The organism is Methylomicrobium lacus LW14 (genome assembly GCF_000527095.1).
Classification (GTDB): domain Bacteria; phylum Pseudomonadota; class Gammaproteobacteria; order Methylococcales; family Methylomonadaceae; genus Methylomicrobium; species Methylomicrobium lacus.
This window is the reverse complement of record NZ_AZUN01000001.1, coordinates 2118653-2139178: the sequence shown is the minus strand read 5'-3', so window position 1 is coordinate 2139178 and position 20526 is coordinate 2118653. Positions and strand designations below refer to the sequence as shown.

Below are 20526 nucleotides of genomic sequence, written 5' to 3'. Positions count from 1 at the left end.
TCCATCTGTATGAAGCAAACCGATGGAGGCTCCGATGCGTTTACTCTCCGTGCTGACGCTCAGCATCACCGCGTTGTTTGCGCAGGCGCAAACAACGGCCGCCCCCGAGACGAATCCCCCGGCAGCCAATCCACTGCTCGGTCTGCCGCCGGTGCCGATTCCGGCCGACAATCCGCAGACGCCGGCGAAGATTGCGCTCGGCGACAAGCTTTTTCACGACGCGCGCTTCTCGATCGACGGCACGGTCAGTTGTGCGACCTGCCACAGCGAAAAACACGCGTTCACCGACGGCAAACAATTCTCGACCGGCCATCATGGTCTGACCGGCACGCGCAACGCGCCGACCGTGGTCAATGCGGCGTTTTACACCTCGCAGTTTTGGGACGGCCGCGAGCCCGATCTGGAAGGCCAGTCCAAACAGCCGCCCGTCAATCCGGTCGAAGGCGGCCTGGCCAATCATGAACCGATCCTGCAGATCGTGCGCACCGATCCGGACTACAAAAAAGCGTTTACGGAAGTGTTCGGCGTCGCTGACGCGAAGTTGACGATGGACCATGTCGCGAAGGCTATCGCGAGTTTCGAACGTTCCATCGTGTCCGGCAACTCGCCCTTCGACCGCTATTACATCCAAGGCGACAAGCGCGCGTTGAACGCGGCGCAAGTGCGCGGCTTCCAGTTGTTCATCGACCAAGGCCGTTGTGTTTCCTGTCACACGATCGAAAACGATCAGGCCCTGTTCACCGACAGCAAGTTCCATAACATCGGCATCGGCATCAATGCGATTCAGGACGATGTGCCGCGTCTGGCCAGCGCGTCTCTGGAGGCGAAAGCGAAGGGCGGCGACGTCGATCAGATCGTGCTGACCGACAAGAAATCTTCCGAGCTCGGCCGTTTCGCGGTGACCGACAAGATGACCGCGATCGGCGCGTTCAAGACGCCGACCTTGCGCAACATCGACCTGACCGCGCCGTACATGCACGACGGCAGTCTGAAAACGCTGAAAGAGGTGGTGATCCATTACAACAACGGCGGCGTGACGCCGGCCGACGCCAAGGTCAACGATTTTCTGAGCGGCGGGATTCGGCCCTTGAATCTGACCGAGGCGCAGATCAATGATCTGGTCGAATTTCTGAAAGCGCTGACCAGCCCGCAGTTTGCTCAAACCGTCACAGCCGCAGCCCAACAGGAGGCAGGACATGAATCACATTAATCGCAGCCGCCGCCATTTCCTGCAAACCTCCGGCGCCCTGGCGCTCGGCAGCACCCTGCCGATCAGCCTAGTCGAACTGGCCTTTGCCGATGCGCAGCAGAACTTCACCTTTGCATATATATCGGATGCGCACATTCAACAGATCAAAGGTAACCGTTTCGTCAGAAACTGGGACCGCGGTCTGATCCGCGCGGTCGCCGAAGCCAATCTGTTGACTCCGAAACCGGACTTCGTGATGTTCGGCGGCGATCTCGCGCAATTGGGTTCGGCGCCGGAGCTTGATCATGGCGCCGAAATCCTATCGGCGTTGAAATATAAAACCCGCTATGTGATGGGCGAGCACGACTATTACCTGGATCTCGGCGCTTACTGGGAAAAGCTGTTCGGCCCGCAGTATTACAGTTTCGATCACAAGGGCGTGCATTTCATCGTACTGAACAGCATCCGCACTTACGACGACTGGACCTACCACCGCTGGCCGAGCAATGAACAGCGCATGCTGGAAATGGCTGGCCTCGACAATCCGAACAGTTCGCCATTCATGGTTGGCGACGAACAGCGCCAATGGTTGAAAAAAAATCTGGAAAAGATTCAGAAATCGACCCCGATCGTTGTGTTTTCGCATTCGCCGCTGCAAAAGATTTACAAGGGCTGGAATTTCTGGACCGAGGACGCCGAGCAGATTCAGGCCTTGTTGAAGCCTTTCAACAAGGTTTCGGTGATTTACGGTCATGTACATCAGATTCAATACAATCAGATCGGCAATATCAGTTTCAACTCGGTGATGGCGACCGCCTGGCCGTGGCCGTATCCTTCAACTTATGCGCAGGCCGAGCAATACCTGCCGAAACTGACCGTGCCGATGAACCGCGCCGACCCGTTCTTCGAACGCGATGCGACCGGCTGGCAGTTCATCAACGTCGCGAGCGGCCATGTCGATCTCAATTACCTGCTGCCTGAAAACACCGGCCGTAGCGTGGGTTTCGACAAGGCCGCCAAAAAACCGGTCGATGCAGAGTACCAGTCCGAAGGCGCGCGAATTCCGCCGCAAAGCCATTTTTAATCCGCCTTGGAGAATAAGTTATGAAATGCTTGTACACAAAAACATCGGTTTTGGGGCTGGCGGCGCTGATGGCCGCTGCTTCGGTTCAGGCTGACGAATTCAGCAAGGACGACCTTGAGCGCTGGCAAGGGCAATTCATGGAAGTCGTGAAACAGGGCAGGGAACTGTGGACCAGTCCGACCCTGGGCACGAACGGCGTCGCCTGCGGGCAATGCCATCCGAACGCGGCGAACACGCATCCCGAAACCTATCCGAAATTCCAGAAGCAGATCGGCAAGGTGATTCCGCTGTGGGAAATGATCAACTGGTGCTTGCGCAATCCTTTGGAAGGCCAGCCGTTAGCCGCCGACGATCCGAAGATGATCGCGTTGCAGGCGTATGTGGCTTATGAGAGGCGCGGCGTGAAGCTGGAGCCGGGTAAACATTGAGCTGTAGGGTGCGAACCACCCACCATTCAATAAATCTGGTGGAATATTTGACCCGTTTTCAGCATTCAGGCTAACAATCTATTCCGATTGCCAAGGTTTCTAGCTTGAATTGGCATCAAAAAGGGGAGCAATGCGTCCCGTACCTGACTCGTTCCCGTGCGCCGCGCGGGAATGCAGTCACGATGCGCCTGCGTCGCGATACGGGACGCAGGCGCGTCCGCACTGGGTTACCACGTGGCACGTGGGAACCAGAAAAAGGCTAGATACGTTGTATTTCACTGGTACTTAAATGTCAGCTTTTATTTCCGTTAACATTTGAGCCATCATTTTTTCTTTCACTCCATCTGTTAGCCCATACTTTACAGAAACCTCATCAGTTATCCGATTAACCTTATTCTCTACTTGTCTAAAGTATGCGTGGGTAGTTTCCAGTTCTGAGATCATTTCTAAGCGACCTTGTTCATTCATGAATTCCACAGCTCGTTCAGGAAAGTAACAATGTGCTAACCAATTGCGTTTTTTCAATGCCGTCTTGAGGTCTTGGCTTGGTTCATCGCAGGGAATACCCAACTTTTGTAATTTTCCAAGTAGTTGTCCCATCGTTTTAGACGAGGCATGACCGATAAATTCGTCAAAATTTTGAATCCATTCCTCTTCTGTTGTAAATGCAGCCACAGCATTTGGCATATGATCCAAAAATAGAATTTGAATGATTATGGCCTGTTCTAAACATTGGGCGCAAAACATTGCCAAACCGTAATGGGCATAAACGTCTTTACATTGTTGATCAGATTTGTCCATAAGCGTGTCTAATAAATGATTATACAGATTCCGTGTATCTTTCCTCATCCAAGTTTTCCTTGCAACAAATGGATGACGTTAGCCCTATTTTTCAAAGGGATGTCATCCAAAAATAAGGCGATGATCAGATACGGCTATCCTGAGTGATTTTTAAAGCAATAAATAAATGCTGTAGGGCGCATTAGCGACAGAGACATACGCCAGATGTTCAAGCATACATGCGGCCGAATTCGGCCGCCTATCGTCATTGAATTGCACCTTATCATTTTGCGCGAGCAGTAAGCTCAAAGCGAGACCAAACTGTTGAATCCGCCATAAGCCATCCGCTTGCAATCGAACGGCATGTTGTCGGGATCGCACAGGTTTTTGAGGCGCGGGTCCGCCATCACCTTGGCATTGACCTGATCGCGATGTTCGCGCGACTCGAAGACGATATACGAGAAGACGACCGTTTCGCCCGCCTGCGTTTTGATCAGTTCCGGAAAAGTCAGCGAGCCCTGGGGCGTCATGTCGTCCGCTATGCATTCCTGGAACGCCAACGCGCCGTGCTCGATCCAGATTTGTCCGGCTGCTTGCGCTTGCCGGCGGTATTCGTCGATGTTGCTGGTGGGCAATGGCAGTAAAAAGCCGTCGATATAAGCCATGATGGTATCTCCTACAAAAGAAAAGCTGTAGTGGTTTGTGTTTATTCGGCCAAGGGCAGCCAAATCTCGACGCCGCCGAGTCCCGTGGCCGGGTCGAATGCTTCGGTGTAGCGCTCGAACCAGGGTAGCGACGCGATATGAATCCCGCAGTCCGGTACCCATTGCGTCCAGATGGCATCAATCGTTTGTTTGATCGATCCGACGTGTTGGACATGAGTCAGCACGGCATATCTCCCGGCCGCCAATTGCAGATGCTCGAAGCCTGATGGTAAATGCGCGGTATCGTCGACCTCGACGCCGACCAGGTAATCGAAACTGCATCCTTCGCCGGGGTTCCAGCAAACGCCGTAAGCCGTCTTGCCTATTTGACCCGGAATATGGCCCAAATGCGGCACGAAGCGCTGCCAATGCAGAGGGATATTGCCGAGCGTTTCCAGGGAAAAGCGTGCGTTTAACCCGGCTATCGTGCGATTTTCCAGATTTTCAAAACGGACGGCGCCAAGTCCCAGGGCCATGGCCCGGATGCCTGCTTCCTGTTCGCGCAGTTCCGGGGTGAAGGCGTCGCCGAAATCGTCGGCTTCGAACAAAGGGCGGATTTCGATCTCGGACTCTTCCGGCATCGGATTCGGGCAGCGTTTGACCCAGTCGATCGCTTCTTCCATCGACTTGACCCGCCAAAGCCAATAGCCCGCGACCAGTTCCTTGGTTTCGATGAACGGCCCGGCGATGACCGTGCGCTGCCGGCCGGAAAAACGGACTCGAACGCCTTTTGAACTGGGCTGGAGGCCTTCGCCCGCGAGCAGGATGCCGGCCTTGGCCAGCTCTTCGTTGAATTGGCCCATTGCAGCCAACAATGCCTCGCTCGGCATTGTTCCGGACTCGGAACTTGGGCTGGCTTTGACCATGACCATGACTTTCATAGGCTGTGTCTCCTGATTGCAAGGTAGCTTTTGTTGATGATTTGATCCGGCGGCTTCTGTCAGTCGCCGCGATGCGCCTGTTGCAGCGCTTCGATATCCAGCTTGCCCATTTGCAGCATCGCCGTCATGACCCGCTGCGCCCTGGCGGACTCACTGTCGGACATCAACTGGCCCAAAATGGCCGGAACGACCTGCCAGGATACGCCGTAGCGGTCCTGCAGCCAGCCGCATTGCAGATGTGCCCCACCGTCGGCCAATTTCTCCCAATAATGATCGATTTCATCCTGGGTCTCGCAGTTCACGACGAACGAGATGGCCGGCGAGAAGGTAAACTGCGACCCGCCGTTCAAGGCGATGAACTCCTGGTTCGCCAGCAGAAAGCTGGCCGCCATGACCGTGCCCTTGGGCATCGGCGCGCCGTCACCGTAACGGGACACATTGAGCAGTTTCGAATCTTCGAAAACCGAAACATAAAAATTCGCCGCCGCTTCGGCTTGGCCGTCGAACCATAAAAAAGGCGTAATCTTCGACATCGCAACACTCCTGAAAGGTTGGGAATAACCGGACCGAGCCGGCGGTGCATCATTTTTTGAGACAGGCGTCTTCGGCAGCGCGCGCCGCTTCGATTAGCTCCTCTTTCGTCAACTGACGTTGATGTGTCGCCATCGACCAGCGGTGTCCGAATGGATCCTCGACGATACCGTAGCGGTCGCCCCAGAACATGTCCGCAACCGGCATGATCACGGTGGCGCCGGCATTCACGGCTTGGCTGAACAACGCATCCACGTCCGGAACCGTCAGGTGGATCGTCACCGGCGTGCCTTTCAGGGATTTGGGCCCGAGCATGCCTTGTTCCGGACATTCGTCCGCCAGCATCACGGCAGCGCCGTTGAGGCTTAAACAGGCATGCATCAGCTTGCCGTTCGCGGCGGGAAGCCGGATCATTTCGGTTGCTCCGAAAGCCTTGGCATAGAAATCGATGGCTGCGGCCGCGCCGGCGCAGACCAGGTGAGGGATAACGCCGGGCATGCAGGCTGAATTCGCGGGATTTTCTGCGTTGTTCATAGTGGTCTCCTCAATACAAAGTTGCTCAAGCGTGCCGCAACCGTTTTCAATGGGCTGCGCCGATGGGTTAAAATCATCGAAAGGGATGATCCTTTTCGACATAACTGTCCACAAAAAGTGGCTCAGCCGTTTGATTTTTTATTCATGAACAAGCGGATAAAAAACTTCTCGATCTCGACCAGAAAGAAGACGCTGGACGCGACCGCGATCATCAAGCCCCAGGTCGGCAGGTCGAGATCGACCGAGCCGAATAAGGTCTGCATCGGAGGCCAATAGGTATAAGCCAGCTGGAAACCCGTCAACACAAAGACGGCGAACCAGATGGTGCCGTTTCCGAACAGGCCGCGCGGACTCAGAACCGACTGATACAGGTAGCGGCTGTTGAAAACATAGAACATTTCAAACAGTACCAGTGTATTGACTGCTATCGTCCGCGCCTCCGCCACCGAAGCGCCGAGGGCTTGTTGATGTAAGAACAACCCGAAGGTGCCGCTCACCAGGATCAGCGAGACAAACAGAATACGCCATCCCAAAAATCCCGACAGTAGCGGCTCATGCGGATCTCTCGGTTTACGCCGCATGATCCTTCTCTCGGTCGGCTCGAAGGCCAGCGTCAGCGACAGCGTGACGGCGGTGATCATGTTGACCCAGAGTATCTGCACCGGGGTAATCGGCAGGGCTTCGCCGGTCATGATCGCGGCGGCGATCGTCAACGCCTCGCCGCCGCTGGTCGGCAGGATGAAGATGATCGATTTTTTCAGGTTTTCGTAGATGCTGCGTCCTTCCTCGACCGCATGCACGATCGAGGCGAAATTGTCGTCGGCCAGCACCATTTCGCTGGCTTCTTTCGCGACCTCGGTGCCATTCTTGCCCATCGCCACCCCGACATCGGCGCGTTTGAGCGCCGGCGCATCGTTGACGCCGTCGCCGGTCATCGCGACCACCTGATCGTCCGCCTGCAACGCGCTGACCAGGCGCAGTTTGTTTTCGGGACTGGTGCGGGCAAACACATCGACATCGCGAATCGCAACCTTCAGTTCGTCGTCGCTGAGTCGATCGATGTCCGCGCCGCTGAGCACCGAACCATTGCCGATATGCAGTTGGGCGGCGATTGCAGAGGCCGTCGCCGCATGATCGCCGGTAATCATTTTGACCCGGATGCCGGCCTTCTGGCACTTCCGGACCGAATCGATCGCTTCGGGGCGCGGCGGGTCGATCATGCCGACCACGCCGAGCAGGGTCAGGCCGTTCTCGACATCGGCAAACTCGATTTGGCTTCGGGTCGCAGGTTCGGTCTTGAACGCAATCGCCAGCAAGCGCTGACCGCGGCCTGCGATCTGGTCCAACACGCGGTGCCAGTGCGCGACCCGAATAGGCCGATCCTCGCCATGGTGGCGCTCGAGGCTGCACATCGTCAGTATCCGCTCCGGTGCGCCTTTGATGAACATGAACGCATGACCGAGATGATCGTGGTGCAGCGTTGCCATATAACGGTGTTCCGCTTCGAACGGGATGCTGTCGGTACGCGGCATTTCCTGGTTCAGCAAGTCCGGATCGAGCCCGGCCTTGTGCGCGAGCGTAATCAGTGCGCCTTCGGTCGGGTCGCCGTGCAGCCGCCAGTTGCCGTTGGCTTGCTCGATCCGTGCATTGTTGCAGAGCGCCGCCGCGCGCAGCAGTTCCCGCAGCTCGGGATAATCGTTGACGCTTGCACTCAGTCCTGCCAGTTTAAAATCGCCATGTGGGTCGTAACCGGCCCCTTCCACGGTGAACTCTTCGTTGTTCACAGAAATCGATTCGACGGTCATTTCGTTGCAGGTCAAGGTGCCGGTCTTGTCGGAACAGATCACGGTCACCGAGCCCAGCGTTTCGACCGCGGGCAGGCGGCGCATGATCGCGTTGCGCGCGGCCATGCGCTGCACGCCGATCGCCAGCGTAATCGTCACGATCGCCGGCAGGCCTTCGGGAATCGCGGCCATCGCAATGCCGACAGCCGACATGAACAGGTCTTGCAGCGATGAATGCCCGATAAACCAGCCGTAGCCAAAGGCGGCCAGCGCTAGGATCAGAATCGCGACGGTCAGCCAGCGGCTGAAACCGGCAATCTGCTTTAAGAGCGGCGTGGTCAATTGCGGCACTGTGCGCAAAAGCGAGCTGATCCGGCCGATCTCGGTGTTGTCGCCGGTCGCGACGATAATGCCGTGCGCGGTGCCGTAAGTGATCAGCGCGCTCGAATAGGCCATGCTGAAGCGGTCGCCCAGCGCGGCATGATCTTCGGAGGACGCCATGTTTTTTTCGACCGGGAGTGATTCGCCGGTCAGCATCGACTCGTCGGCGCGCAAATTTTTGACCTGCAACAGACGCAAATCGGCCGGCACCTTGTCGCCGCTTTCCAGGCTGACGACGTCTCCCGGCACCAGTTCTTCCGCGGGAATCTTGAGATGCCTGCCGTCGCGCAATACTATCGCCTCGTAGGTCAGCAGATTGCGGATCGCATTGAGCGCATGTTCCGCCTTGCCTTCCTGAATGAAACCGATCAGCGCATTGATCAGGACCACGCCGAGGATCACCGCGCTGTCCACCCAATGTCCGATTGCCGCGGTAATGCCGGCCGAGACCAGCAGGACATAGATCAGCACATTATGAAACTGCAGCAAAAAGCGCTTCAGGGTGCCAGTGCGTGTTGCCGGCGTCAGCCGATTGTAGCCGTGCTGCTTCTGTCGCTGTCTGGCTTCCTGCTCGGTGAGCCCTTTCGTGCCGCTGTCCAGGGCCTGGAACACGGCATCGGTCGAAAGCGCGTGCCACGCAGGCATGTCTGATTTTGCCGAAGTTTTTTTACCGATCATCAAAAGTCAAGCCTATTTATACAAAGTTTCTGCATCTTTCGATGTTGCATAGTCGACGCCGACACTGATCACGAAGCTCGATCGCGCTTCCTAGAATAATACAGGCGCTTCCGCATGCCTATCTTTCTTCGACATTGCTACACGGCCCCGAATCAAACTGTTTAGCATTGACGAGGACTTATCCACACGACTTATAAGTATTCATACGTATTATGTTTTCACCTTTCATGGTGTATAAGGGAGTTCAATAAAATTTATCCGATAGGTTCGTGTCAGACTTTACGCCTAGGATACCTGGATAGGAGATCAAGTTTCCAATCTTGCCCATGATGTTGAGAATTACCATACCGTCCTTACCCACTCTGTCAGACACACGTCTTCGATCTCTATCCGGTAACTGAGGAATCATTTTTTAATTACCGCGAAACAAGCGTCTCCGTAATGGTGCGGTAACGTTGAACAGAATATCCAACATTGAGGATGGACCAAGGCCCATGCGGAATGAGCATATTATTTCATCACGGAACGAGAAGGGAAATTTCCGGCGATAGTATTTAACCCATCAGTAACTTTACCCGATAATTTCAAGCTATAGGGGTGAGCCGACGCCCATCCTGTTCGGCTGATTTGTAAAAAATTAACGTAAAGTCAAGCGCATTGATTAAATAATTTTTAAAATAACAAGGAAGAAGAAATATGCAGGAAATCAGAAAAATTATGAATTTTTATAATGATCAATATTTTTTATTTATGCTTAAAGGTTACTGTTACTCAAATAATATTCAGATGACAGAAGCGTCATTCGATATAGATGGAATCAATGAAATCGCTTCTTTTAATCCTGAATTAATCTTTATTCCGCTGGATTTGATAAACGCTACAGAAGATATGAGTCATGAGGCAGCTTTATTAAGGCAGGCCTGCAAAAGCAGGGAGATAAAAATATGTGGTCTGAATGGAAAATCATGCGACACAGCCTTGGAAGAGACACCGGCATGGATCGATATGATCATCAATAACCCATTGGATATTGTCGAGATTGACAGTTTTATTAAAAAAACCGTTTTATGCGGAAGTTGTTTTACCGAAAGAAGAATAAATTCAGAAAGGCGTGTGTTTCCCGATAGAAGGTTGGACACTCGATTCAATGAGAGTCGTTACGATGAAAGTAAAGCAATAGAAGTCCGGGATCCTGCCTATCCGCATCATGCTGCCGGCAACATGGAATTGGCTGAGTTCCATATTGATTCCCGCAATAAAAGTTTGTTTTTAAAGGGGCATAAAATTGATTTGACTCCCAAGGAGTTCGATCTGATTGAATACTTGTCAACGGATCTTGATCGTATTTTTACGCCTGAAGAAATTATAAAATATCTTTGGCCTAAAAATGATAGAGCCACAAAATCGGATCTTTATCAATACATTCACTTGCTAAGAAAAAAAATAGAAAATGTCCATGATAACCAGAAACTGATTTTGACGATAAAAGGCTTTGGATACAGGCTGAATGTTTCAAAGAATTAATCAGGGTATTCATTGCCTTCCATGATCCATGTACTTATTTTACTCGGCATATCGCACAGCGGTTCTCCATGCATGGGTATTTCTATGTTCCTATGCCGCCGTACAAAGTCCATACACATAACGAAAAAGCACACTTTCTAAAGTGTTTTTAATTGAATTTTAAGATTGGCTCTATGGAATTTTGAGATGCAATTGAATGATACTAGCCGCCGGTAACAGCCAGCCTGATCCGCTTTAAATTATGGTGGGATGGCGTGTGCCAGTCATCGTCGGATAAAACATCCGATGGGATTTTATACTTTAATTCTGGAGTAATAGCTATGAAACAATTTAAGCAAAAAATCTTGGCTGCTAGTATTCTTTTGGCTTTAGGTACTGTTTCCAGCGCTTGGGCTAATCCTACTATTGACCTTTCACAAAGCGACGGCAACGCGTCATCTGCCAGTGTTGATGCGTCCGCCGGTCAGGGTAACGGTAATGCTGGGGCGAGCGAAAGCGGCACATCTACTGTCGGCGATGTCACCACAACAGAACATAGCAATAACCCTTGGGCTGATAACAGTAATGGTCTCCAAGGTTCTCCGACGGCTAGCCAAAATGGAACGGCAAACAATGGCAGTGGGTCGGCAACTTCTGCCAATACAGACACCAGCCATAGTAATAACACTGACAACAGTAATGGTTTGAATGGCATTGCGGCGGCTAGCGAAAATGGAACGTCAAACAATGGCAGTGGCTCGGCAAACTCTACCAATTCGGACTCCAGCTATAGCAACAATAGTCTAGATGGAGCAAATGGCCAATCGACGGCATCTAGTGGGGGTACTTCAAACAATGGCAGTGGCTCGGCAACTGCTACCCACGACAGCAACAACACTGATAACAGTGATGGTTACGCTGGCATTGCGGCAGCTAGCGAACATGGTACGTCAAACAATGGCAGTGGCTCGGCAACTTCTACCCACGACAGCAACAACACTGACAACAGTGATGGTTTGAATGGCATTGCGGCGGCTAGCGACAATGGTACCGCAAACAATGGCAGTGGCTCGGCGACTTCTACCAATACGCTTGAAGACTCACACGCATCAGGCACAGGTTCGGCATCAACCAATGTTGGAAATGCTGTTGCGCACACTTCAGATGCGTACGGATACGGCAATGCAGCAACCAATAATGGAGACGCTACGGCACACAGCTCATCAGCGTCAGCAGCCGGTTCAGCGGCAACCAACATTGGCGACGCTACCGCGCAATATGTCGAAGCGTACCAAGATGGCTACGGTAATGCACAGGCAATTAATGGTGATGCCACCAGTAACTACAAAGTTAACAATCAACTTCTGGATGGTTCTGTCACGGGTATCCCTGCTAGTGACACAACCGGAGGATTGCAATTGGCAGCCATACCTGTGGGGGATAACACGATGAACAGCTCGGTCGTTGGAAACGCGGGTGTGACCCAAGTCTTCCAAAATTCGGGCACCGGTTTGGCGCAACAATCTGTCTTAGTTGACGGTACTGTCAATGTTACCCAAGGCACGGCAACGGTTGGTCAGTAGCCTTAATGTTTATTAATTGTTTGAATTAATAAATTTTCGGTGGGCCGGTGAATGAGTCATTCGTTCACCGGCTATTGACTGACAACGCATCAATTATGAGGAGAGAACGTGATGGGAACGATACTAAAAAGCACCTTGTTGACGTTACTTATAATGATAATGAAGACCCAGCCGGTAACAGCCGATACCGTTCAAAATGAGGAAAGGCAGATCCTCTTTGCTACGGCCGAAAAAGCGTTACCGGATGAACTGGATAATGCAAGGGGCCGAGAAGGGTTTGATATGGCGTTGCTGAATATCCAGGATCTTCAAGCCACAATCAACGGCAATGCCAACCACAATGTGAACGGTTTCAACAGTATCGATAATGGCTCATTTACCCATGTCAGCGGCATTGCCAGCGTGATTCAAAACAGCGGTAACAACGTCATCATTCAGGATTCCACTATCGTGAGTGTAACGATCAGGCCTTAACGCCGTCCAGGTTAGATGGAACAACATGAAACGATTTTTTGCCAGATATTTGCTGCTCGCGTTACCCGCTTTTTCCAGCAATGCCGGGTCAATCAATGTAAACGGCATTGCTGGCGGCGGCAACTATGACGTACCCATGACCACTTTTTTGGAGCTGCGCTTCAAGACGGTATACAAGCAACAGTACGATTTCAGCTGTGGTTCGGCAGCGCTGGCAAGCCTGCTCACGTTTCACTATGACGATCCTGTTACTGAGCAAAGCGTGTTTGTCGATATGTACCAGAAAGGCGACCAGAAGAAGATTCAAAAACTGGGTTTTTCGTTACTGGATATCAAACTTTACCTGGAAAGACGGGGTTATCGCGCCGATGGTTTCAAAATTAATTTGGATCAACTGGTTACCGCCAACGCTCCGGCGATGACCATCATTAATAAGAACGGTTACATGCATTTCGTTATTATCAAAGGCCTCGATGAGCGAGATGTTTTGGTGGGAGATCCCGCGGTGGGTGTCAAAGCCATTCCCCGCGATGAGTTCGAAGACATGTGGCAGAACCGTATTTTATTTTTAATCTATGACAAACAGGATATGGGGGCGAGTCATTTTCAAGATAAGAAAGAGTGGGCGTTGCGGGTCAAGGCACCGTTAGAGTCTGCCGTTGACCGAAGCAGTCTGGGTCAATTCAATTTGCTGCAACCTAATGTTAGGGATTTTTGATGCGAGGCGTATTTGACATGAATGTAAATAAATCTAGCGGCTGTTATAAATTCATAAGGACGGTTTGTCGGATAATGGTCTGGGGCCTTGCCGGCATGGCGAGTCAAGTGTTTGCGGATGCAACGCCAACTCTTGCAGACCACCCGTTTGAGCACTGGGAGCGCGCTTCCGACAGCGAACTGGATCAGTTAAGAGGCGGGTTTGTACTGCCAAACGGAATCACTATCGATTTTAGTCTGGAAAGAATCATATCGTTGAATGGCGCTGTAGTGTCTTCATCTTTTTTCGAGTTACCGGGCAATGTGGCATTGATTCAGAATGGCAACATTATCCAAAATCCTGGCTTGAGCATGTCAGGACTGGGTACCGTTATCCAGAACAACCTGGATAATCAAACTATCAGTGCTCTGACTCAACTTAATTTAACGGTGAGCAACGTTAGGGATTTTAATTTAAACAATGGCGGGGCTATTGTTAATAATTTGGTCTTGCCTGGCATGTAAGGCAACCCAGGGGGCTCATTATATTTAGAGCGAGGGGGGCGGAAACGGAGTTCTTTCCCACATCACAATTTGGGGTTTAACTACGCTTCAACCTGGCCAGCGCTCGTGATGCCGTAAGGGTACGGGGCTTTAGTAGATCCGAAGCGGAAAATAATGTTAAAGCACAATACAATTTGACATGATGCACGGCGATGAAAACGAGAAGCGCCCATCATTTTAACCGCTAACGCCTCATGCCTTACAACCAAGTTGACACAAACAGGATGGTACTGGCTTTTGTCAATTCACTATCGCCTTGTTTTTTTCTCTAGAAAATTACGACATCAATAGGCTTTTATTGCAAAACAAAATGGGCTTGATATATAATTTTACCTTAAGGTTTTATTAAAATAACTGCAATCACAAAATTCAAGTCCGAGTGAAATAGTTGGTAATTTAATTTTTATTTTTTAATATCAAAAATGGAATAAATAGTATGAAGATTAAATTCGTAAGCAGTGATTTTCTTCTACGAAGAGCTATTAAGGGAGTTATTTTTTATCTGCTGTTTTTTTTTGTGAACAGGAGCTATGCGGAAGCCGGCGCGCAAAATGACGACTTGGCGCAATATAAAAAACTGATTGCCGAGCAGCAAAAGGAATTTGTAAGACAACGGCAGATTATTGTCGAGCAAGGCAAACAACTGGAGCAAATGAAATTGCGGCTGGATGCTTTGGCTAATCAGACCGTACAGAATCAGCCCCCTGTAAAACAAGCAGCAAATGGGCCTCAAGTCGTTGCGGCAAGAAATACTAATGCACAGTCAGCATTGCCTGATCGGCTTCCATCCCGGCCTGTGGGTCAGCCACCGCCGGAAACCAAAAAACCTAGGCCGCCCGAAATTCCCAGAGTCAGTCAAACGGTTGGCGGCGTGTTGACCAGAAAAAACAATTTGGTTGTTGAGCCGTCACTGTTTTATAGCTACTACGATAATAACCGGGTATTCCTAGATGCCTATACGTTTCTTCCGGCTATTGCCATTGGCCTGATTGATGTTCGCCAGATTAAACAGCATACCTTGATGGGTTTTCTGGGCTTTCGCTATGGTCTCACGGATCGTTTGGAGCTTGAATTCAGAGCGCCTTATGTCTACCGCACTCAAGAACAACGCGCACGGCCATTACTGGAACAAGCCGCCATTGATAAAGCGTTCAACACGGACGGAAGCGATATTGGCGATCTTCAATTTGCCGGCCGCTATCAGCTTAACAGCGGGTCCGATGGCTTGCCGATCTTTATCGCCAACTTGCTTGCGACGGCACCCACTGGAAAAAGCCCATTCGACATTCCATTAGTTCAAGCCGTCGGGATTCCAGGTTTTTCATTTCCGGCAGAAATGCCGACAGGCGCCGGCTACTTCAGCGTTCAACCCAGCATTACCGCGCTCTATCCGACGGATCCGGCGGTATTTTACGGAAATATAAGTTACAACTACAACGCCGAAACCAGTACCAATGCGGGTAAATTCGATCCGGGGGATACCATAGGTTTAAGCTTTGGCTTGGGATTTGGCATTAATGAACGGTCGTCATTTAGTTTAGGTTACCAACACAGGCATGTTTTTGACTCCGATCTGGATGGAAATACCATTACAGGCAGTACCCTGGATATCGGACAACTCCTGGTCGGCTACTCCTACAAGTATTCCAAAAAATCCACGCACAACTTATCTTTATCGATAGGCACGACTAATGACGCGCCCGACGTGAGTCTTGAATACAGGATGCCATTCACTTTCGATTTGAATTAAAGGGGCGTGGCGCTGGACTCGTCCCTCCACGCTTAGGATTTCAAAGTTGAGGCCTAAAGGCGGATAATATCCCTGATAACGCTTTTTATTCAGGGATCATCCGCATGCACGAACAATTTTCAGACCAAGATAATCACGCGATCGGCCATGCCGGCCGCCGGGAATTAATTGCGTGGGCTTTCTACGATTTTGCGAATTCGGGATACGTGACCGTCGTGCAGACGACGATTTTCAGCACCTATTTTGTCGCCGTGGTCGCGGGCGGCGCAGCGGGTGTCTCGCCGGGATTGGCGACTTTGCTCTGGTCGCTGTCGGTCGGTTTCGCGAATTTTATCGTGATGCTCAGCGCCCCACTGGTCGGGGCGCTTGCGGATGTCAGGGCCTGCAAGAAACGCTTGCTGCTGTTGTCATCGATTGGCTGTATTTTGATGACCGCGTTATTGGCCCTGGTCGGTCCCGGCGATTACCCCCTTGGCATGGTGCTGGTGATGCTGTCGTCGGTGATGTTTGCGTATGGCGAAAATCTGGTCGCGGCGTTTTTGCCGGAACTGGTGACCGAAGAGAAGATGGGACGGCTGTCGGGGTATGGCTGGGGGCTCGGCTATGTTGGCGGGCTTTTGACTCTGCTGTTCTGCCTCGGCTATATCACCTGGGCGAAGCATCAAGGTATGACCGAAGCCGAAGCGGTGCCGGGTACGTTGTTGATTACCGCCGCCATTTTTGCGCTGGCCGCCATGCCGACGTTTCTCTGGCTCAAGGAGCGCGCCATACCGTCATCTGTCCCTTTGGGCTGGGCCTTGTTTGCGGCAAGTTTCGGCCGTTTGCGGCATACCCTCCAGGAAGCCCGGCGCTTTCGCGATCTGATCTGGTTTTTGATCACCATGGCGGTTTATCAGTCCGGCGTCAGCGCGGTGATCGTGCTGGCGGCGATTTATGCGCAGCAAGTGATGGGTTTCGATACCCATTCGTTGATCGTTTTGGTCATGGTGATCAATGTGACTGCTGCGGTCGGAGCGCTGCTTTGCGGGCAATTGCAGGACCGGATCGGTTCGTCTACGACCCTCGCGATCACATTAGTGATCTGGATTGCCGCGCTGATCGGCGCTTATTTTGCCGAGACGCGGGAGGACATGTGGATCGTCGGCAATGTGATCGGGGTCGCGATGGGTTCGAGTCAGGCGGTCGGCCGCGCCTTGGTCAGCAAGTTTTCACCGGCCGAGCGGGCCGGCGAGTTCCTGGGCTTGTGGGGACTGGTCAACCGGCTTTCGGTGATCGTCGGGCCGTTGAGTTACGGCCTGATCAATTACTGGAGCGGCGGTAACCACCGCCTGTCGCTGTTGTCGACATTGGCCTTTTTTGTGCTCGGCTTGCTGCTGTTGTTCAAGGTCGACGAAGACCGGGGCAGGGCGGCGGCAAACCATTCTATGTCTAACGGCGGTTTTTGAACGGGTTCATGGTGTTATCGGGCAGATGCCAGGAGACCAGGAAGGTGGCCGCAAACACCAGGCCGCCCAGCACCAGGATCGCAATCCCCGGATCGGCATTTTGCGAGGCGGCAACGGTATAGCCGCCGACCGCGAGCAGCATCGTCAGATTTTGAAAAAAGCCCTGCAAGGCGACCGCCGCACCGCTGCCGATGCTGAGCTGGCCGAGTTCCTGGAGCGCCGCATTGACCGGCACGATGAACATGCCGCCCATCATGCCGACAAAAAATAGCGTGCCGCGCGCCGGCCACAGGCTGTCGGCAAAGCTAAGCCCGATGATGAACAGCCCCATCAGATAAGCCGGCAGACGCGCGCGGCGCAGATGTTCGAGCGGAATCATGCGCGGCACCAGCGCCGATCCCGCGATGATGCCGACCGCGAGAAACAGCGTCAGTTCGGCAATTTCGGTCGCGTTGTTCAGCGCCAGCACGACCGGCGCCCAGGCCACGATCAACACGCGCAAGGTCGCCGCGGTGGCCCAGAACAGGGATGCACCGAGCATCGAAAAACGCGAGCGCGGCGTCGTAAAGAACTGGCCCATCTGCCGGCCGAATTCGAGGATTTTCGAACCGGTGGCAGGAGGGTTGGCCGCCTGGGTCGGCAGCAGCAGCGTGACCAGGGCCGAAACGATGAACAACACGATCGTGCCGGCCAAGGCCAGATCGGTCGAATGATCAGCCACCTTCGCGCCGATCTGCATGCCCATCAAGATCGCGAGGATCGTCGAACCCTCGATCAGACTGTTCGCCTTGACCAGAAACTGATGTCCGGCGAGTTCGGGCAGGATGCCGTATTTGGCCGGGCCGTAGATCGACGCGCCGACGCCGACGATGCAATAGGCCAATAACGGTTCGACATGCAGGAACAATAAGCCGGCGCCCACGGCCTTGATCAGGTTCGCCACAATCAATACCCTGGACTTCGCATAATGATCGGCAAAGCCGCCGACCCAGGGCGCCAACACCACGAAGGCGACCAGGAACGAGCTTTGCAGGGCCGGCACGTACCAGCTCGCCGCATGATCTGACTTCATTATGATCGCGATCACGGTAAACAAAATCGCGTTGTCGGCGAAGGCGGAGAGGAATTGCGCGATTAGTAGGGGATAGATTTGTTTGTTCATTATCCACCCTGGATTTCTATGTCATTGATGCAGGGCATCGGAGTGATGTTCGTCCTCAGTCCGGCTTTGGCCCAAATCGGCATTCGTAACCTTTGCTGCCGCGAGTTCGGTCGCCGCGATATAATTGGTCTTGCCGGCCCCGAGTAACGGTATCGCATCGACTGCGATGACCTTCCTCGGCAGGCTGATCTGGGCGACGCCGACCGCCGATTTGGCCAGATCATGCAGGGTCGCGCCCTTGTGCGTGGTCAGGAGGATCACCTGTTCTCCTTTTTTCGGATCGGGCAGGCTGACCGCGGCATGGTGGCCTTCCGGCCAGGCTTCGATCGCGAGCTGTTCGACCGCAGTCAACGACACCATTTCGCCGCTGACCTTCGCGAAGCGCTTGCTGCGGCCCTTGATCGTGATATAGCCTTCGTTATCGACCGAGACGATGTCGCCGGTGTCGTACCAGCCCTTGCCGTATTTCGATTCGGGCGGCACCAGTTTGCCGGGGTTCGCCGCGAGCAGGTAGCCTTTCATGATGTTCGGGCCGCTGACATGCAGCTGGCCGCCTTCATGGATGCCGGGGATCGGCTCCAGTTGATGTTTCATGCTCGGCATGAAGCGGCCGACGCTGCCGGCCTTGAAACACATCGGTGTGTTGACCGAGGTGATCGGGGTCGTTTCGGTCGCGCCGTAGCCTTCGAGAATGCGGATGCCGAATTTTTCGGCCCACAGCGCGCGGGTGTTTTCCTGCAATTTTTCGGCGCCGGCGACCACATAGCGCATCCGGTAAAAATCGTAAGGATTGGCTTTCTTGCCGTAGGCCGCCAAGAAGGTGTTGGTGCCGAACATCACCGTCGCCTTGATTTCGTAGGCGATTTCCGGAATCACCGCGAAATGCAGCGGGGTCGGATAGAAGAACACCTGCATGCCGTTCAGCACCGGCAGCATCGAGCCGACCGTGAAACCGAACGAATGGAACATCGGCAGGAAGTTCAGCACCACGTCCTGCGGATTGAAATTGATCACCGCTTCGAGCTGTTTCAGGTTGGCCAGGATGTTCGAATACGACAGCACCACGCCTTTCGGCGTGCCTTCGGAACCGGAGGTAAACAGCACGACGGCCGGGTGGTCGGGATCGATGTGGTCGGACTTGTACCAGAGGCCGGTGGTATGGCTCTGCACCAGGGCCTTCAGTTTGTCGGTCGGGGTCATCTGCTTGGCCAGGTCTTCCAGGTAAACCAGATTGACGTGTTCGGAAAGATGCGCGGCTTCCTCGGCCAATTTGCCTTTTTCGATGAATTGGCGCGAAGTGATCACCGTCTTGACCAAGGCTATTTTGCAGGCCGAGACCATGCTGGCCGAACCGGTCGAAAAGTTCAGCATCGCGGGGATGCGCTGATGCAATTGCAGACCCAGTATCACGGCGAGCGTATTCGTCGAGTTCGGCAGCATCACGCCGACGTGCTCGCTCGTTTCGGTGATAGGAGCGATCAGATTGCCCAAGGCGATCGTGCGGGTGATCAGCGTGTTGTAACTGATCGGTTTACGCGCCATATCATCGGCGATCGCAAACTTGCCGCCGTGCACCCGGCGCGCATTCAGCAGAGCGGAAAATATCGTCTGCCGGTAATGGCTGGTCGCGAACATCATTTCGGTCATGATGTCGGCCAAGACATGGCCGCAGTATTGCCGTCGGGCCTTGCCTTTGAGCTCCTCGGGCGCCCGAATCCGGGTCGGCGGCAGGATCTGTATCGTGATTTTCGGAAACCAGCGCAGACGCACCACGTTTTGCAGCCGTGAAAAATGCGTATATTTGGCGCCTTCGATCCGTATCGGCAGCACCGCAGCCTGCGATTTGTCCGCGACCATCGCGGTGCCGTCGTAAATCTTCATCAAGGTGCCGGTGACCGTGATGCGGCCTTCCGGAAAGATCACCGTTTTGGTGTCGTGCTGCAAATGGTGGGTCAGGTCTTTCAATGACAGGGGGTGGGTCGGGTCCATCCGGAATACTTTCGAGAGGCCAAGAAACGGCTTCAGCCACCAGCGCTCCGAGATATGCGTATTGATCGCGAAAGTGATGTCGTCCGGCAAGAAAATCCACAGCAGCATCGGGTCGAGAAACGATGTGTGATTGGCGACAATCAACGCCCGTTTGCCGGCGGCATGGTAATTTTCGAGGCCGTGGATTTCGACCCGGTACAGTACTTTAAGAATCAGTTTTACCGTAAAACGCAATAGTTGTTTCAGCATAGCAATCCTCCTCGTTTCATCTTATCAAACTATCAAAGTCATCGTAATGAAGATTAATATAGCGCATAATTAAACAGTGTTCAATTAATGTGGGAGCTTTGCCGTCAAGTCTAATTCTATGCCGCGGCCGGCCTAGC

Annotated in this window: 18 protein-coding genes; 10 read left to right on the top strand and 8 right to left on the bottom strand. The window is 53.0% G+C overall.

Annotation, left to right across the window (positions count from 1 at the left end; all coding sequences use genetic code 11):
• Positions 1–34 precede the first annotated feature (34 nt).
• The 3 genes from METLA_RS0109670 to METLA_RS0109660 are packed head-to-tail and all read left to right on the top strand — an operon-like array spanning position 35 to position 2701.
• The gene (locus tag METLA_RS0109670) at positions 35–1210 is read left to right on the top strand and encodes a cytochrome-c peroxidase (protein WP_024298359.1); all 1176 of its coding nucleotides are present in this window, start codon (positions 35–37) and stop codon (positions 1208–1210) included.
• A complete protein-coding gene (locus METLA_RS0109665) occupies positions 1197–2273 on the top strand; it encodes a metallophosphoesterase family protein (protein ID WP_024298358.1) in 1077 nt (358 codons plus the stop codon). The genes METLA_RS0109670 and METLA_RS0109665 overlap by 14 nt, the downstream gene beginning before the upstream one ends.
• 20 nt (positions 2274–2293) lie before the next feature.
• Positions 2294–2701, top strand: a complete 408-nt coding sequence (locus tag METLA_RS0109660) for a hypothetical protein (protein WP_024298357.1) — start codon at positions 2294–2296, stop codon at positions 2699–2701.
• A gap of 285 nt (positions 2702–2986) precedes the next feature.
• On the opposite strand, the gene METLA_RS0109655 is transcribed toward METLA_RS0109660, so the two are convergent.
• The 6 genes from METLA_RS0109655 to METLA_RS0109625 form a co-directional block, all read right to left on the bottom strand.
• Positions 2987–3502 (bottom strand): hypothetical protein, encoded by a 516-nt coding sequence (locus METLA_RS0109655; RefSeq protein WP_152539416.1) that lies wholly within the window; start codon positions 3500–3502, stop codon positions 2987–2989.
• A 284-nt stretch (positions 3503–3786) separates the two neighbouring features.
• The gene (locus tag METLA_RS0109645; protein WP_024298355.1) at positions 3787–4146 is read right to left on the bottom strand and encodes a DUF1428 domain-containing protein; all 360 of its coding nucleotides are present in this window, start codon (positions 4144–4146) and stop codon (positions 3787–3789) included.
• Between the two features lie 41 nt (positions 4147–4187).
• Positions 4188–5066 carry a GyrI-like domain-containing protein gene (locus METLA_RS0109640; protein WP_024298354.1) on the bottom strand — a complete coding sequence of 293 codons (879 nt, stop codon included), beginning with the start codon at positions 5064–5066 and terminating at the stop codon, positions 4188–4190.
• 59 nt (positions 5067–5125) lie between these two features.
• Positions 5126–5599 (bottom strand): VOC family protein, encoded by a 474-nt coding sequence (locus METLA_RS0109635; protein WP_024298353.1) that lies wholly within the window; start codon positions 5597–5599, stop codon positions 5126–5128.
• Between the two features lie 49 nt (positions 5600–5648).
• On the bottom strand, positions 5649–6131 hold the full coding sequence (locus METLA_RS0109630; protein ID WP_024298352.1) for a VOC family protein: 483 nt from the start codon (positions 6129–6131) through the stop codon (positions 5649–5651).
• 122 nt (positions 6132–6253) lie between these two features.
• A complete protein-coding gene (locus METLA_RS0109625; protein ID WP_036282333.1) occupies positions 6254–8941 on the bottom strand; it encodes a cation-transporting P-type ATPase in 2688 nt (895 codons plus the stop codon).
• A gap of 729 nt (positions 8942–9670) precedes the next feature.
• Here METLA_RS0109625 and METLA_RS21430 point away from each other — a divergent pair.
• The 7 genes from METLA_RS21430 to METLA_RS0109590 all read left to right on the top strand — a co-directional run bounded on the left by METLA_RS21430 (position 9671) and on the right by METLA_RS0109590 (position 16989).
• Positions 9671–10498 carry a winged helix-turn-helix domain-containing protein gene (locus METLA_RS21430; RefSeq protein ID WP_024298350.1) on the top strand — a complete coding sequence of 276 codons (828 nt, stop codon included), beginning with the start codon at positions 9671–9673 and terminating at the stop codon, positions 10496–10498.
• A 320-nt stretch (positions 10499–10818) separates the two neighbouring features.
• Complete coding sequence (locus METLA_RS0109615) at positions 10819–12060, top strand: beta strand repeat-containing protein (protein ID WP_024298349.1); 1242 nt, start codon at positions 10819–10821, stop codon at positions 12058–12060.
• A gap of 111 nt (positions 12061–12171) precedes the next feature.
• Positions 12172–12534, top strand: a complete 363-nt coding sequence (locus METLA_RS0109610; RefSeq protein WP_024298348.1) for a hypothetical protein — start codon at positions 12172–12174, stop codon at positions 12532–12534.
• A 25-nt stretch (positions 12535–12559) separates the two neighbouring features.
• Entirely contained in the window at positions 12560–13252 is a 693-nt protein-coding gene (locus tag METLA_RS0109605; protein WP_024298347.1) for a C39 family peptidase, read from the top strand.
• A 17-nt stretch (positions 13253–13269) separates the two neighbouring features.
• On the top strand, positions 13270–13755 hold the full coding sequence (locus METLA_RS21425) for a hypothetical protein (RefSeq protein WP_152539415.1): 486 nt from the start codon (positions 13270–13272) through the stop codon (positions 13753–13755).
• Positions 13756–14230: 475 nt separating this feature from the next.
• Positions 14231–15544, top strand: a complete 1314-nt coding sequence (locus tag METLA_RS0109595; protein ID WP_029646563.1) for a transporter — start codon at positions 14231–14233, stop codon at positions 15542–15544.
• 104 nt (positions 15545–15648) lie between these two features.
• The gene (locus METLA_RS0109590; RefSeq protein ID WP_024298344.1) at positions 15649–16989 is read left to right on the top strand and encodes an MFS transporter; all 1341 of its coding nucleotides are present in this window, start codon (positions 15649–15651) and stop codon (positions 16987–16989) included.
• Here the strand turns inward: METLA_RS0109590 and lplT are convergent.
• Positions 16973–18151, bottom strand: coding sequence for a lysophospholipid transporter LplT (gene lplT, locus METLA_RS0109585; RefSeq protein ID WP_024298343.1), 1179 nt, complete (start codon positions 18149–18151; stop codon positions 16973–16975). The genes METLA_RS0109590 and lplT overlap by 17 nt on opposite strands.
• Before the next feature lie 21 nt (positions 18152–18172).
• A complete protein-coding gene (locus tag METLA_RS0109580) occupies positions 18173–20389 on the bottom strand; it encodes an AMP-binding protein (protein ID WP_024298342.1) in 2217 nt (738 codons plus the stop codon).
• Positions 20390–20526: the final 137 nt, after the last annotated feature.

Excerpts from the sequence above, each read along its gene's own strand:
- METLA_RS0109670 (WP_024298359.1), top strand. The coding sequence starts at position 35 with ATGCGTTTACTCTCCGTGCTGACGCTCAGCATCACCGCGTTGTTTGCG.
- METLA_RS0109665 (WP_024298358.1), top strand. The coding sequence starts at position 1,197 with ATGAATCACATTAATCGCAGCCGCCGCCATTTCCTGCAAACCTCCGGC.
- METLA_RS0109660 (WP_024298357.1), top strand. The coding sequence starts at position 2,294 with ATGAAATGCTTGTACACAAAAACATCGGTTTTGGGGCTGGCGGCGCTG.
- METLA_RS0109655 (WP_152539416.1), bottom strand. The coding sequence starts at position 3,502 with ATGGACAAATCTGATCAACAATGTAAAGACGTTTATGCCCATTACGGT.
- METLA_RS0109645 (WP_024298355.1), bottom strand. The coding sequence starts at position 4,146 with ATGGCTTATATCGACGGCTTTTTACTGCCATTGCCCACCAGCAACATC.
- METLA_RS0109640 (WP_024298354.1), bottom strand. The coding sequence starts at position 5,066 with ATGAAAGTCATGGTCATGGTCAAAGCCAGCCCAAGTTCCGAGTCCGGA.
- METLA_RS0109635 (WP_024298353.1), bottom strand. The coding sequence starts at position 5,599 with ATGTCGAAGATTACGCCTTTTTTATGGTTCGACGGCCAAGCCGAAGCG.
- METLA_RS0109630 (WP_024298352.1), bottom strand. The coding sequence starts at position 6,131 with ATGAACAACGCAGAAAATCCCGCGAATTCAGCCTGCATGCCCGGCGTT.
- METLA_RS0109625 (WP_036282333.1), bottom strand. The coding sequence starts at position 8,941 with ATGCCTGCGTGGCACGCGCTTTCGACCGATGCCGTGTTCCAGGCCCTG.
- METLA_RS21430 (WP_024298350.1), top strand. The coding sequence starts at position 9,671 with ATGCAGGAAATCAGAAAAATTATGAATTTTTATAATGATCAATATTTT.
- METLA_RS0109615 (WP_024298349.1), top strand. The coding sequence starts at position 10,819 with ATGAAACAATTTAAGCAAAAAATCTTGGCTGCTAGTATTCTTTTGGCT.
- METLA_RS0109610 (WP_024298348.1), top strand. The coding sequence starts at position 12,172 with ATGGGAACGATACTAAAAAGCACCTTGTTGACGTTACTTATAATGATA.
- METLA_RS0109605 (WP_024298347.1), top strand. The coding sequence starts at position 12,560 with ATGAAACGATTTTTTGCCAGATATTTGCTGCTCGCGTTACCCGCTTTT.
- METLA_RS21425 (WP_152539415.1), top strand. The coding sequence starts at position 13,270 with ATGAATGTAAATAAATCTAGCGGCTGTTATAAATTCATAAGGACGGTT.
- METLA_RS0109595 (WP_029646563.1), top strand. The coding sequence starts at position 14,231 with ATGAAGATTAAATTCGTAAGCAGTGATTTTCTTCTACGAAGAGCTATT.
- METLA_RS0109590 (WP_024298344.1), top strand. The coding sequence starts at position 15,649 with ATGCACGAACAATTTTCAGACCAAGATAATCACGCGATCGGCCATGCC.
- lplT (WP_024298343.1), bottom strand. The coding sequence starts at position 18,151 with ATGAACAAACAAATCTATCCCCTACTAATCGCGCAATTCCTCTCCGCC.
- METLA_RS0109580 (WP_024298342.1), bottom strand. The coding sequence starts at position 20,389 with ATGCTGAAACAACTATTGCGTTTTACGGTAAAACTGATTCTTAAAGTA.